12 protein-coding genes and 1 tRNA gene are annotated in these 12,392 nt (G+C 73.5%); 8 read left to right on the top strand and 5 right to left on the bottom strand.

The window, feature by feature from the left end; translation table 11 throughout:
• Nucleotides 1–26 precede the first annotated feature (26 nt).
• Both IF19_RS0117040 and IF19_RS0117035 read left to right on the top strand, forming a co-directional pair.
• Nucleotides 27–1,112 carry an S-(hydroxymethyl)mycothiol dehydrogenase gene (locus IF19_RS0117040; RefSeq protein ID WP_030114179.1) on the top strand — a complete coding sequence of 362 codons (1,086 nt, stop codon included), beginning with the start codon at nucleotides 27–29 and terminating at the stop codon, nucleotides 1,110–1,112.
• On the top strand, nucleotides 1,112–1,741 hold the full coding sequence (locus tag IF19_RS0117035) for an MBL fold metallo-hydrolase (protein WP_030114178.1): 630 nt from the start codon (nucleotides 1,112–1,114) through the stop codon (nucleotides 1,739–1,741). The genes IF19_RS0117040 and IF19_RS0117035 overlap by 1 nt, the downstream gene beginning before the upstream one ends.
• 12 nt (nucleotides 1,742–1,753) lie before the next feature.
• Here the strand turns inward: IF19_RS0117035 and IF19_RS0117030 are convergent, their stop codons facing one another.
• Both IF19_RS0117030 and IF19_RS0117025 read right to left on the bottom strand, forming a co-directional pair.
• Entirely contained in the window at nucleotides 1,754–2,692 is a 939-nt protein-coding gene (locus tag IF19_RS0117030) for an RluA family pseudouridine synthase (RefSeq protein WP_030276364.1), read from the bottom strand.
• Nucleotides 2,693–2,756: 64 nt separating this feature from the next.
• Nucleotides 2,757–2,844: transfer RNA gene (locus IF19_RS0117025), tRNA-Leu, on the bottom strand.
• A 183-nt stretch (nucleotides 2,845–3,027) separates the two neighbouring features.
• Here IF19_RS0117025 and IF19_RS0117020 point away from each other — a divergent pair.
• The 3 genes from IF19_RS0117020 (at nucleotide 3,028) to IF19_RS0117010 (ending at nucleotide 5,684) form a co-directional block, all read left to right on the top strand.
• Nucleotides 3,028–4,362: a M20/M25/M40 family metallo-hydrolase gene (locus IF19_RS0117020; RefSeq protein WP_030114176.1), complete on the top strand. Its 1,335-nt coding sequence runs from the start codon at nucleotides 3,028–3,030 to the stop codon at nucleotides 4,360–4,362.
• A 163-nt stretch (nucleotides 4,363–4,525) separates the two neighbouring features.
• Nucleotides 4,526–4,759 (top strand): chaplin ChpH, encoded by a 234-nt coding sequence (gene chpH / locus IF19_RS0117015; RefSeq protein ID WP_015607544.1) that lies wholly within the window; start codon nucleotides 4,526–4,528, stop codon nucleotides 4,757–4,759.
• A gap of 139 nt (nucleotides 4,760–4,898) precedes the next feature.
• Nucleotides 4,899–5,684 carry a chaplin gene (locus IF19_RS0117010; protein ID WP_030114175.1) on the top strand — a complete coding sequence of 262 codons (786 nt, stop codon included), beginning with the start codon at nucleotides 4,899–4,901 and terminating at the stop codon, nucleotides 5,682–5,684.
• 70 nt (nucleotides 5,685–5,754) lie between these two features.
• Here the strand turns inward: IF19_RS0117010 and IF19_RS0117005 are convergent, their stop codons facing one another.
• Entirely contained in the window at nucleotides 5,755–5,943 is a 189-nt protein-coding gene (locus IF19_RS0117005; RefSeq protein ID WP_030114174.1) for a DUF5703 family protein, read from the bottom strand.
• A 47-nt stretch (nucleotides 5,944–5,990) separates the two neighbouring features.
• Here IF19_RS0117005 and IF19_RS0117000 point away from each other — a divergent pair, with 47 nt between their 5' ends.
• Entirely contained in the window at nucleotides 5,991–6,656 is a 666-nt protein-coding gene (locus tag IF19_RS0117000; protein ID WP_030114173.1) for a hypothetical protein, read from the top strand.
• A gap of 68 nt (nucleotides 6,657–6,724) precedes the next feature.
• Here IF19_RS0117000 and IF19_RS0116995 read toward each other — a convergent pair whose 3' ends face one another.
• A complete protein-coding gene (locus IF19_RS0116995) occupies nucleotides 6,725–9,175 on the bottom strand; it encodes a helix-hairpin-helix domain-containing protein (protein WP_030276361.1) in 2,451 nt (816 codons plus the stop codon).
• On the bottom strand, nucleotides 9,172–10,155 hold the full coding sequence (locus IF19_RS0116990) for an aldo/keto reductase (protein WP_030114169.1): 984 nt from the start codon (nucleotides 10,153–10,155) through the stop codon (nucleotides 9,172–9,174). The genes IF19_RS0116995 and IF19_RS0116990 overlap by 4 nt, the downstream gene beginning before the upstream one ends.
• A 138-nt stretch (nucleotides 10,156–10,293) precedes the next feature.
• Between IF19_RS0116990 and IF19_RS0116985 the strand changes: the two genes are divergently transcribed.
• Together IF19_RS0116985 and IF19_RS0116980 are read left to right on the top strand one after the other, a co-directional pair.
• Nucleotides 10,294–11,343: an LLM class F420-dependent oxidoreductase gene (locus IF19_RS0116985; RefSeq protein WP_030191981.1), complete on the top strand. Its 1,050-nt coding sequence runs from the start codon at nucleotides 10,294–10,296 to the stop codon at nucleotides 11,341–11,343.
• 223 nt (nucleotides 11,344–11,566) lie between these two features.
• Complete coding sequence (locus IF19_RS0116980) at nucleotides 11,567–12,355, top strand: hypothetical protein (RefSeq protein ID WP_030114166.1); 789 nt, start codon at nucleotides 11,567–11,569, stop codon at nucleotides 12,353–12,355.
• Nucleotides 12,356–12,392: the final 37 nt, after the last annotated feature.

The following is a 12,392-nucleotide window of genomic DNA, read 5'->3' as shown; positions in this document are numbered from 1 at the left end:
AGCGCGGGAACAGGGAGAGCAGGGTTATGCCACAGCAGGTGCAAGCGGTCATCGCGCCGGGCAAGGACGAGCCGGTCAGGGTCGAGACGATCGTGATCCCGGACCCCGGACCGGGCGAGGCCGTCGTGAAGATCCAGGCGTGCGGCGTCTGCCACACCGACCTCCACTACAAGCAGGGCGGCATCAACGACGAGTTCCCCTTCCTCCTCGGCCACGAGGCGGCGGGCGTCGTGGAGACGGTCGGCGAGGGCGTCACCGACGTCGCCCCCGGCGACTTCGTCATCCTCAACTGGCGTGCCGTGTGCGGCCAGTGCCGCGCCTGTCTGCGCGGCCGCCCCTGGTACTGCTTCGACACCCACAACGCCAAGCAGAAGATGACGCTGCTCGACGGCACCGAACTGTCGCCCGCCCTCGGCATCGGCGCGTTCGCGGAGAAGACCCTCGTCGCCTCCGGCCAGTGCACCAAGGTCGACCCCGAGGTCGCCCCGGAGGTCGCCGGACTGCTCGGCTGCGGCGTCATGGCGGGCATCGGCGCCGCCATCAACACCGGCCAGGTCGGCCGCGGCGACTCCGTCGCCGTCATCGGCTGCGGCGGCGTCGGCGACGCGGCGATCGCCGGGGCCCGGCTGGCCGGAGCGGCGAAGATCATCGCGGTCGACATCGACGACCGCAAGCTGGAGACGGCGAAGAAGATGGGCGCCACCCACACCGTCAACTCCCGCGCCACCGACGCCGTCGAAGAGATCCGCGCGCTCACCGGCGGCAACGGCGCCGACGTCGTCATTGAGGCCGTCGGCCGCCCGGAGACCTACGAGCAGGCGTTCTACGCCCGCGATCTCGCCGGCACGGTCGTCCTCGTCGGCGTCCCCACCCCCGACATGAAGCTCGAACTGCCGCTCCTGGACGTCTTCGGCCGCGGCGGCTCCCTCAAGTCCTCCTGGTACGGCGACTGCCTGCCCTCCCGCGACTTCCCGATGCTCGTCGACCTCCACCAGCAGGGCCGCCTCGACCTCGCCGCCTTCGTCACCGAGACCATCGGCATCGGCGACGTCGAGCAGGCGTTCGCCCGCATGCACGACGGCGACGTCCTCCGCTCGGTGGTGGTCTTCTGATGGCCGCCCGCATCGACCACCTGGTCACCTCCGGCACCTTCGCCCTCGACGGCGGCGAGTGGGACGTCGACAACAACGTCTGGATCGTCGGCGACGACCACGAGGCGATCGTCATCGACGCCGCCCACGACGCCGCCGCCATCGAGGCCGCGCTCGGCGGCCGTACCCTGCGCGCCATCGTCTGCACCCACGCGCACAACGACCACATCGACGCCGCGCCCGACCTCGCGCGGGCCACCGGCGCCCCGATCCTGCTCCACCCGGACGACCTGCCGCTCTGGCTGCGGACCCACCCGGAGCACACCCCGGACGGCACCCTCACGGACGGCCAGGAGCTGACCGTGGCGGGCATCGTGCTCACGGTCCTGCACACCCCGGGCCACGCCCCCGGCGCCGTCTGCCTGTACGCCCCCGAACTGGGCGCCGTCTTCACCGGCGACACCCTCTTCCAGGGCGGCCCCGGCGCCACCGGCCGGTCGTTCTCGTCCTTCCCGACGATCATCGACTCGATCCGGGACCGGCTGCTCACGCTCCCGGGCGACACCGAGGTCCGCACCGGCCACGGCGACCCCACCACCATCGGCGCGGAGGCCCCGCACCTCGACGAGTGGATCAAGCGCGGCCACTGAGCGCCGCCCGCCTCACCCCTCCGGCCAGGCGGAGAGCCGCAGCCCGCTTACGAAGCGGCGCGGCTCCCCGCCGACCGGATCGGTGAACTCCAGCACCCGCGCCAGCAACTGCAACGGCCGCGAGAAGTCGTCGGCGGCCGACTCCGCCTCCACCACCGGGTACAGCGGATCGTGGACGATCGGCAGCCCCAGGGCGTTCATGTGGACCCGCAGCTGATGCGTCCGCCCGGTCGCGGGCAGCAGCCGGTAGCGCCCGGTCCCGCCCCGCCGCTCCACCAGCTCGATCCGGCTCTCGCTGTTGGCCTCGCCCGGCTCCTCACGGGCGGCGAGCACCCCGCGCTCCTTGACGATCCGGCTGCGTACGGTCCGGGGGAGCGCCACCGAAGGGTCGTACGGAGCCACCGCGTCGTACTCCTTGCGCACCCGCCGGTCCCGGAACAGCGTCTGGTACGCGCCCCGGTCCCCGGGCCGCACCACGCACAGCAGGAGCCCCGCCGTCAGCCGGTCCAGCCGGTGCGCGGGCTGCAACGCCGGCAGCTCCAGTTCCCGCCGCAGCCGGGCCACCGCGGTCTCGGTGACGTGCCGCCCCCGGGGCATCGTCGCCAGGAAGTGCGGCTTGTCCACGACCACGATCCGCTCGTCCCGGTACACCACCCCGACCGGGAACGGCACCGGCTCCTCGGGCGCGAAGTCCCGGTGGAACCAGAGGCACCGCCCGGCGGCGTACGGCTCCGACCCCCGCACCGCGACCCCGTCCGCCCCCACGAACCGCCCGGCCGCGACCATCCCGGCCACCCGGTCCGCCCCGATCGCCCCGCCGAACCGCGCCACCAGATACGCCCCGACGGAGCCCCACCGCCCCTCGGGGTCCTCCGGCAACCGCACCCGCACCGCGTCGATCCCGCCCCGCTGCGGGAGCGGCCCCCCGGCGGCCCTCCTGCGACCTCTCACCGCCGTCCCCATTTCCGCAACCGTCCGACAACGCGAAGGAGCCCCACCGAAGTGGGGCTCCCGCTGGTGTCCGAGGGGGGACTTGAACCCCCACGCCCGATAAAGGGCACTAGCACCTCAAGCTAGCGCGTCTGCCATTCCGCCACCCGGACAAGGTGTCTGTCTCGCGGGCCGTGCCCGTTCCGACGTGGAAAACCATAGCAAACATTCGAGGGTGCTCGATCACGCCCCGGTCCCTGTGAACGGTGCGTGACGGGGGGTGTGCGGCCTTGGGTGTACGCCGTGGGCGCGGGAGGATGAGAAGGAGCACCACAGCGACAGTGGAGGGAACCAGCGTGAGCGAGAGCAGCACGGGCCGGACCGTGACCGGTGGCAACGCCGAGCAGGAGGTCGTCGACCTCTGTCGCGACCTGATCCGGATCGACACCAGCAACTACGGCGACCACTCCGGGCCCGGTGAGCGGCTCGCGGCCGAGTACGTGGCGGAGAAGCTCGCGGAGGTCGGCCTGGAGCCGCAGATCTTCGAGTCCCACAAGGGCCGGGCCTCCACCGTCGCCCGGATCGAGGGCGAGGACCCCTCCCGCCCGGCGCTCCTCATCCACGGGCACACCGACGTCGTCCCGGCCAACGCGGCGGACTGGACGCACGACCCGTTCTCCGGGGAGATCGCCGACGGCTGCGTCTGGGGCCGGGGCGCGGTCGACATGAAGGACATGGACGCGATGACCCTCGCGGTCGTGCGCGAGCGGATGCGCACCGGCCGCAAGCCCCCGCGCGACATCGTGCTGGCCTTCCTCGCGGACGAGGAGGCGGGCGGCACGTACGGGGCCCGCTACCTGGTGGACCACCACCCCGGGCTCTTCGAGGGCGTCACCGAGGCGATCAGCGAGGTGGGCGGCTTCTCCTTCACCGTCAACGAGAACCTGCGGCTCTACCTGGTGGAGACGGCCCAGAAGGGCATGCACTGGATGAAGCTGACCGTGGACGGCACCGCGGGACACGGCTCGATGATCCACAAGGACAACGCCATCACCGAGCTGTCCGAGGCGGTCGGGCGGCTGGGCCGGCACAAGTTCCCGGTGCGGGTCACCAAGACGCTGCGGCACTTCCTGGACGAGCTCTCGGACGCGCTCGGCACCGAGCTGGACCCGGAGAACATGGACGAGACGCTCGCCAAGCTGGGCGGCATCGCCAAGCTCATCGGCGCCTCCCTCCAGAACACCGCCAACCCCACCCAGCTCGGCGCCGGCTACAAGGTCAACGTCATCCCGGGCCAGGCGACCGCGCACGTGGACGGCCGGTACCTGCCGGGGTACGAGGAGGAGTTCCTGGCCGACCTGGACCGGATCCTCGGCCCCAACGTCCGGCGCGAGGACGTGCACGCGGACAAGGCCCTGGAGACCACGTTCGACGGCGCGCTGGTCGACGCCATGCAGACCGCGCTGGTCGCGGAGGACCCGATCGCCCGTGCCGTGCCGTACATGCTCTCGGCCGGCACCGACGCCAAGTCCTTCGACGACCTGGGCATCCGGGGCTTCGGCTTCGCCCCGCTGAAGCTGCCGCCGGAGCTGGACTTCGCCGGGATGTTCCACGGCGTGGACGAGCGGGTCCCGGTCGACGGTCTGCAGTTCGGCGTGCGCGTGCTCGACCGGTTCATCGACCACTCCTGACCGCCCCGGCCGCCGGGCGACCGATCTTCCTCCGGATTCGTCCACCTGTGCGGAGATGTCCGAACGAGTGAAACGAGCCGTTCACACGTAGCCCCGCCACACCCTCCTCGTTACACGGTGTGCGGTCCGCGGCTGGGACCGCACTTTCCAACTAGGAGGAATCATGATCAAGAAGGTCGTCGCAGTTGCGGCTGCCACCGGTGGCCTCGTTCTCGCGGGTGCGGGCATGGCTTCCGCCGACGCGGGCGCCCAGGGTGCGGCCATCGGCAGCCCCGGCGTGCTCTCCGGCAACGTCGTCCAGGTCCCGGTCCACGTGCCGATCAACCTGTGCGGCAACACGGTCTCCGTGATCGGTCTGCTGAACCCCGCCTTCGGCAACACCTGCGTCAACGCCTGACGTTGAACGTCAACCCGTAAGGGTTTGAGCTCGACCGGTCCCGGAGTGCACTCCATGCGCTCCGGGACTGTTCGGCATTCGGCTCCCGCACGGTCATGTCCGGGGGTTTTTCGGAAGCCAGAAGGCAGGAAACGAACCTATGCGACAGGTCACTCGTAAAGGCCTGATCACCATGGCGGCTGCGGGCGGTGTGCTCGCTCTCAGCGGTGGATACGCCCACGCCGACTCCGGAGCGGGCGCCACGGCGGCCGGCTCCCCGGGCGTACTGTCCGGCAACTCGATCCAGGTCCCGATCGAGATCCCGGTCAACGTCTGCGGCAACTCCGTCAGCGTCGGCGGACTGCTCAACCCCGCCAGCGGAAACGACTGCGGAAACGGATCGGCGGGCTCCACGCAGGCCGACCGGTCCGCCGGCGCCCAGGACCGCTCGGTCCCCGGCGGCTCCGGCAACGGCGCCCAGGCCGGTGACACCACCGCGTCGGACCGCCACGGCGAGCCCGGCACCGGCCGCCACCGCGCACCGGGCGGCGGGGCCACGGCCGAGGGGGTCGCCCAGGGCTCGCCCGGCATCCTCTCCGGCAACTCGATCCAGGCGCCGATCGACATCCCCGTGAACGTCTGCGGCAACAGCGTCAGCGTCGTCGGGCTGCTCAACCCGGTCTTCGGCAACAGCTGCTCCAACGACTCCGAGGTTCCGCCCCCGCCGCCCGAGCAGCCGGAGAAGCCCCCGGTCACCCCGGAGAAGCCGGTCGAGCCGCCGGTCAACCAGCCGCCCGAGCCGAACACCCCCGAGCCGCACTTCCCCGAGGAGCAGCTCGCGCAGACCGGTGGGGACGGGCTCGACGTGCTCATCCCGGCCGCCGCCGGACTGCTGCTCGCCGGAGCGGGATCGGTGCTCTACCGCCGCACGCGCAGCGCCGCCTGAACCGGCGCGCACGGCGCGGCGGAGCCGCGGAATGAAGAGCGGGCTCCGCGATCGCGGGGCCCGCTCCCTGTCACCAGGTGGCCCGCAGTTGACGGATGATCCGTCGCCGCAGCCGCACCCTGCGGCTGCCGTCCCTGCGGAGCGTCAGGCGGTCCAGCTCCCAGTGCCCGTACTCGGCGTGGTCGGTCAGGAGTCGGGCCGCTTCCTTGCGGGACACCCCGCGCGGCACGTACACGTCGATGAATTCGTATTCCGGCATCGCATCTATTGTGCGGGCACAGCCCCGGTACGGATAGCGTCTGCACTATGTCTGATGCTGCGCAGCCCACCGCTGCCGAGGTACGTGCCGCCGCCGAAGCGGTCAAAACCGCGATCGACCGTCACCTCGACGCGGTCGAACGCCGTACCGGGGACGACGACCCCGCCGTCTACGACGCGTTCAACGCCCTGGCCGCTGCCGCCGAGGTCTACGACGAACTCCTCTACGACCGCCACGACGAAGTCACTCCTTTCGAGATCCCCGGAGCGGACGACTCCCTGCCTCCCTACGCCGGTCCCGCCGAGCCCAGCGCGCTCAGCGTCCTGATCCGGCGCGACTACGTGGTCGCGGAGCCCCCGCGCCTCCTCGCCCAGGCTCAGCGCCTCGCCGACCTCGACGCCGGTCCCGGCAGCCGGCCGGATACGGCTCCGGTGGTCGGCACCAGCGTCCACGCCGCGCTCGGTGTGCTCTTCGGCGAGTACGAGCCGGACGAGATCGCTTCGCGGCACAAGGAGTTCGGCCTGGAGGAGGGCGACTCCACGCTCTGGGTCTCGGCCGCCGAGGCCCCCGCGGAGCCGGGGGAGTGGCTGGGCGCCCCGTTCGAGGACGCCGACCCCGAACTGGTCGTCTGCCGCTTCGACGTCAGCGCGGTCTTCGACGAGGACGACGAGGACGACGACGATCTCGCCGGGCCCGCGGCGGGGGGCCGCTGACCCGCGCCGGGCATCGAGGGCGGGGCCGGTGCACCGGCCCCGCCCTCGCGCCTACCGGACGTCCCCGGTCATCCGGTCGAAGATGCCGCGTCCGGCGTCAGAAGCGCCTCCAGCAGGGGGCGGAGGCGGGTCGTCCGCTCCTGGGCCGGGACCTCCGCCACCGCGTGCGGCAGCGCCCGGTCGACCCCGTGGACCACGGACAGATGCCGCTCGCCCCGGCCGAACGCGGTGTACACCCACGGGCGGCTCAGCCCCTGCGCGGCGTCGCCCGGCAGCACGACGACCGCGGCGGGCCAGCGCATCCCGGCCGCCTGGTGGGCGCTGAGGGCCCAGCCGTGCCGCACCGACGACTCCACCCGCTCCTGCGGTACGACGACGGGGACGCCGCCGCAGTCCAGATGCAGGCCCTCCCCGTCGGCCGACCGCACCACCCCGGGCACCGCCCGTCCGGGCGCGGGCACATGGACCACCCGGTCACCCGGGTCGAACCCGCCGAACCGGCCGGGGCCCGGGTTGAGCCGCTGCTTCAACGCCTCGTTCAACGCCCTGGTCCCGGCGGCCCCGCCGTGGCCCACGGTGATCACCTGGGTCTCCTCGGCGGGGATGGAGAACGCCCGGGGCACCGAGTCCGCGACCAGCTGCACGGTGCGGTGGACCGCCTCGCCCGCGTCGCGGACCGGGACGATCACCACCTCCTTGCCGGGGGCGTCGACCTGGTTCAGCTCGCCGATGCCGATGCCGGAGACCAGTTCGCCGATGGGGCCCGGGTCCGGGGTGCGGGAGACGACCTGCGGACAGGCGCGGGCGGCCAGCACATCGGCGAAGACCCGCCCGGCCCCCGCCGAGCCCAGCACCCCGGGGTCGCCGCTGAGCACCAGCCGGGCCCCGTCGGCCAGCGCCTCGACCAGGACGGCCGCCCCCTCCACGTCCAGCTGCGGGGAGTCCAGCACGACCAGCAGGTCCAGGGCGAGCGCCCCGTCCTCGTCGCGCCCGGGGCCCTGCGCGCCGGAGAGCAGACCGGCCAGGGTGACCGCCGTCGCGGGATCACCGGTGGCCGCCGCGAGACGGCGCCGGCCGTCCTCGCTGTGGGCCGCGCCCAGGGCCCGCAGCCCGAGCCCGCGCGCCGCCGCGATCAGTGCGGCGGGTTCGGCCCGTGCCGCCTCGCCGCCGCTGTGCACGACCAGTCCTGCGGAGGCGACCGTGCGGATCAGCTCGGCGGCCGACGGGCTCGGCGCCCCGGCGGCGGCCTCCGTCCAGTCGGCGGTCTTCTCGCAGGTGTTGACGAGCCGGGCGAGGCCGTCCGCGAGGCTCTCCTCGGCCAGGGCGTAGCGGTCCAGGCCCAGGAACATCCGGACCGACGCCGCGTCGGCGTCCGCCGTCGAGTCCGCCTCGCGCACGCCGTCCTCGTCCGGCTCGCCGTCCTCCGCGTCCGTCTCGTCCGGCTCCGCGTCGCCGCCCTCGCCGAAGAGCAGGGCGACGCCCTCCTCGACGGCGTTCAGCACGGCGGCGTCCGGGTTGCGCACCGCGTGCCCGGCGAGCGCCGTCCGTACGGCGGCGGCGTCCAGTGCCGTGTGGCCCCGCAGAGCGGCCTGCTCCAGCAGCCGGCCGACCAGGGCCGCCGTCCTGCGCCCGTCGTCCGGGCCGCACTCGGAGCCCAGCAGGGCGCGGGCGAAGCCGTCGGCCTGCTCGGGCCGCACACCGGACACGGCGAGCAGATGCCAGGGGTCGGTGCGCAGCAGCTCGGCCGCCTGCTCGCCCAGGGCGTCGACGGCGGGGCGGGCCAGCGCCTCGGGGGCCCCGCCTTGCGCGAGCACCGCGCGCACCGCCTCCAGGGCCTCCGGGGAGGCGGCCTGCGGCGCGGGGACCTCGGGCACGGCGGGCCGGGGCGGCTGCGCGGCGGCCGGGGCGGGGCGGGGCGACGCCGGAGCGGGGGCCGGGGCGGGAGCGGTCCGGGCGAAGAACGCGGTGCCCGCCTTCTCGCCGCTCTCCACCGCCCGGACGGCCGCGAGCAGGTCGGCGGCCGTACCGCTCAGACCACCGCCGGCGGAGATGGGCGCGGCCTTCTCGGCCTTGCGCTTCTCGATCCGCTCCCGCAGCTCACGCTGGGCGGCCAGCTCGGCCTGCGCCTCGGACAGCTCCGCGGCGGGAGCGGCGTCGGCGGAACCCTCGGCGGTCTCCGAGTCGTCCGCGGAAGCTTCCGAGGTCTCTTCCGCCGCCGAGCCGTCCGCAGACGCCACCGAGGAGTTCGCGGCCTCCGACGGCTTCTCGGTCTTCGCGGACTCCTCCACGGCCTCGGGCGGCTCCTCCGAGGGCGCGGAGGCGGCTTCGGCGACCACGTCCACGGCGTCGGCCCCGGCCGCCCCGCCGGCGGCGGCCTCCTGGGCCTCCGCGGCATCCGGGCCCGCCGTCGGGCCGTCGGGCGACGGGCCATCGGCGCCGCCCCCGGGAGCGGGGGCGGCCGGCGCGTCCTCGGCCGGCGCGTCGTCCGTGCCGGGGGTCTCCCCGGGAAGCGCAGTCACAGGGTGCTCCAGTCCTGGTCGGGATAGCGGTGCACGGGCGCCGACACATCGTCGAGCGCCTGGCGGATCTCGTAGGGAAGACTAAGCGCCTCCACCGACAGAGCCTCTCTGAGCTGGGCGGCGTTGCGTGCGCCGACGACCGGGGCGGCCACGCCGGGCCGGTCGCGGACCCAGGCCAGTGCCACGTGCAGCGGGCTCGTCGCCAGGCCGTCCGCCGCCGTTGCCACCGCGTCCACGACCCGGGCCGCCGCGTCGTCGAGATACGGCTCCACGAACGGGGCGAGCCGCTCGGACGCGCCGCGCGAATCGGACGGGGTCCCCTGGCGGTACTTGCCGGTGAGCACCCCGCGCCCCAGCGGTGAGGACGGCAGCAGCCCGATGCCCAGGTCCAGCGCGGCCGGCAGCACCTCGCGCTCGATGCCCCGCTGGAGCAGCGAGTACTCCATCTGCGTACTGGCCAGCCGGGTGCGCGCCCCCGGTGCGGCGAGCTGCCAGGTCGCGGCCTTGGCCAGCTGCCAGCCGCTGAAGTTCGACACGCCCGCGTACCGGACGCGGCCGGAGGCGACGGCGTGGTCCACCGCCTGGAGCGTCTCCTCCAGCGGGGTCGCCGGATCGAAGGCGTGGACCTGCCACAGGTCGACGTAGTCCGTGCCGAGCCGCTCCAGAGAGGCGTCCAGGGCGGCCAGCAGATGCCCGCGCGAGCCGTTGACACGGCGGTAGGGGTCGGGGACGTTGCCCGCCTTCGTGGCGATGACCAGATCCTGACGGGGGACGAGGCTGTCGACGAGCCGCCCGAGCAGGAACTCCGCCTCCCCGCCCCCGTACACATCGGCGGTGTCCACCAGGGTGCCGCCCGCGTCCCAGAAGCCCTTCAGCTGGTCGGCGGCGTCGTGCTCGTCGGTGTCCCGGCCCCAGGTGAGGGTGCCGAGCCCGATCCGGGACACACGAAGGCCGGTACGGCCGAGATGCCTCTGCTCCATGGGGGCTGAGATTACTGGCCGGGGCCCCGCCGGGCGGAAGCCTGTGGACAACCCGAGGTCCGCCGGGCCTGCCGCGGCGCCGCCGCCCGCGCTAGAGTCCGGAGAAAGGGACGTTACTGATCAGTAAGAGGAGCGGTTATGCGGCTCGGCATCAATCTCGGTTACTGGGGCGCCGGCATGGACGGCGACAACCTCGCCGTCGCGCAGGAGGCCGACCGGCTCGGCTACGACGTCTGCTGGGCGGCCGAGGCGTACGGCTCCGACGCCCCGACCGTGCTGACCTGGGTCGCGGCCCAGACCGAGTCGATCGACGTCGGCTCCGCGATCATGCAGATCCCCGCCCGTCAGCCCACCATGACGGCGATGACCGCCGCCACCCTCGACTCGCTCTCCGGCGGCCGCTTCCGCCTCGGACTCGGCGTATCGGGCCCGCAGGTCTCCGAGGGCTGGTACGGCGTGAAGTTCGACAAGCCGCTGGCCCGCACCCGCGAGTACGTGGAGATCGTCCGCAAGGCCATGACCCGCGAGCGCGTCTCGTACGAGGGGGCGCACTGGACCCTCCCGCTCCCCGGCGGCCCGGGCAAGCCGATCAAGCTCACCGTGCACCCCCAGCGCGAGCACATCCCGCTCTACATCGCCGCGATCGGCCCCAAGAACCTGGAGCAGACCGGCGAGATCGCCGACGGCGCCCTGCTGATCTTCCCCTCCGCCGAGCACCTGGAGGAGACCGCGATCCAGCCGCTGCGCGCGGGCCGCGAGAAGGCGGGCAAGACCATGGAGGGCTTCGACGTCAGCCCGACGCTGCCGCTGGCGGTCGGCGACGACGTGACCGGCCTCGCCGACATGTTCCGCCCCTACACCGCCCTGTACGTCGGCGGCATGGGCAGCCGGAAGCAGAACTTCTACAACCAGCTCGCCCAGCGCATGGGGTACGAGAAGGAGGCCGCCGAGATCCAGGACAAGTACCTGGCCGGCGACAAGGCTGGGGCCGCCGCCGCCGTGCCGCACCAGCTCATCGACCAGACCGCGCTGCTCGGCCCCGTCGAGCGGATCGCGGAGCGGATGCAGGCGTACGCCGCCGCCGGGGTCACCACGCTGAACCTCGCCCCGGCCGGCTTCACGCTGGAGGAGCGGATCACCGCCCTGCGCGCCGGCACGGACGCCCTGGAGCGCTCCGGACTCGCGTGACGCCTCCGGGCAGCACTACGGCCGTGGTGGGGGCTCGGGGGTCTTCCCCGCCACGGCCGTCACCGGGAACAACGCGCCGGGCGCCCGGGAGTTACGCCGTGGCGGCGGGCCCGGCCCGCGCCCCCTCCGGTTGCCGACCGCCCCGCCGGGCCGTTGACTCTCCCTGCGGACTACTGCTCCGCGGGGTGCGGCTCCGCGGGCGACGGGTACGGAGGTGGCCGGCATGCTCTCAGCGCGGAACCTGTTCCAGGAGATCCTGGACGACGACGAGTCCTACCGGCTCTTCTGCTCCATCGCCGCGAGCGGAGAGGCCCAGGGCGGCTGGGAGAACGCCCGGATCGCCGCCCTCGTCCCGGAGAGCAGCCGCGACCTGGCCCCCAAGATCGTCCGGCACGGCGCCGACGAGGACAAGCACGGCCGGATCTTCAACGCCCTGCTGAAGAAGCGCGGACTGCCACCGGTCCAGGTCCCGCCGGAGACCGACTACACGATGCTCCTGGAACAGGAGGGCATCGGACTCGCGCACTCCCGGCTGCGCGGCGAGGAACGGCTCACCGAGCGCGACATCATCACCTATCTGGCCCACAGCCGCGTCACCGAGCAGCGCGCCTCCGAGCAGATGCGCCTGCTGCGCCGGTACTTCGCCGACCACCCCGACATCGGGCGCGCGGTGAAGATGATCTCCAACGACGAGGACAACCACCTCGCCTACTGCCACGAGGAACTGCTCCGCCTCGCCCGCGCCGGGCACGGCCGGACCATCCAGCGGATCATGCGCGAGTGCGCCCTCGCCGAGATCCGGATCTACCGCGACGTCAGCCTCGCCGTCATGGCCAACATGGGCCGCGTCCTGGGCTGGTCGCGCCCCAAGGCCGCGGTGCTCGCCGCGGGAATCCACGCGGTGTACGCGTACGAGTGCCTCGTCGGCTGGCGGCGCATGGTGCGCCTGGAGATGCCGGAGCGGCGCGACGCGCTGGGCAGCCCCGCCGCACCGGAGCACGAGTACGCCTGAGTCCCGGGCGCCCCGGGGAACGCGACCGCCCGCCACG

Origin of the sequence: Streptomyces californicus, from assembly GCF_000717645.1 — a bacterium.
Classification (GTDB): domain Bacteria; phylum Actinomycetota; class Actinomycetes; order Streptomycetales; family Streptomycetaceae; genus Streptomyces; species Streptomyces californicus.
Note: the sequence above shows the minus strand (reverse complement) of the source record. Positions and strands in the feature narration are given on the sequence as shown.

Bases quoted from the DNA above. Each gene is read 5' to 3' on its own strand.
- IF19_RS0117005 (WP_030114174.1), bottom strand. From the start codon at position 5,943: ATGCCGGAATACGAATTCATCGACGTGTACGTGCCGCGCGGGGTGTCC.
- IF19_RS0116980 (WP_030114166.1), top strand. From the start codon at position 11,567: ATGCTCTCAGCGCGGAACCTGTTCCAGGAGATCCTGGACGACGACGAG.
- chpH (WP_015607544.1), top strand. From the start codon at position 4,526: ATGATCAAGAAGGTCGTCGCAGTTGCGGCTGCCACCGGTGGCCTCGTT.
- IF19_RS0117040 (WP_030114179.1), top strand. From the start codon at position 27: ATGCCACAGCAGGTGCAAGCGGTCATCGCGCCGGGCAAGGACGAGCCG.
- IF19_RS0117000 (WP_030114173.1), top strand. From the start codon at position 5,991: ATGTCTGATGCTGCGCAGCCCACCGCTGCCGAGGTACGTGCCGCCGCC.
- IF19_RS0117010 (WP_030114175.1), top strand. From the start codon at position 4,899: ATGCGACAGGTCACTCGTAAAGGCCTGATCACCATGGCGGCTGCGGGC.
- IF19_RS0116985 (WP_030191981.1), top strand. From the start codon at position 10,294: ATGCGGCTCGGCATCAATCTCGGTTACTGGGGCGCCGGCATGGACGGC.
- IF19_RS0117035 (WP_030114178.1), top strand. From the start codon at position 1,112: ATGGCCGCCCGCATCGACCACCTGGTCACCTCCGGCACCTTCGCCCTC.
- IF19_RS0116990 (WP_030114169.1), bottom strand. From the start codon at position 10,155: ATGGAGCAGAGGCATCTCGGCCGTACCGGCCTTCGTGTGTCCCGGATC.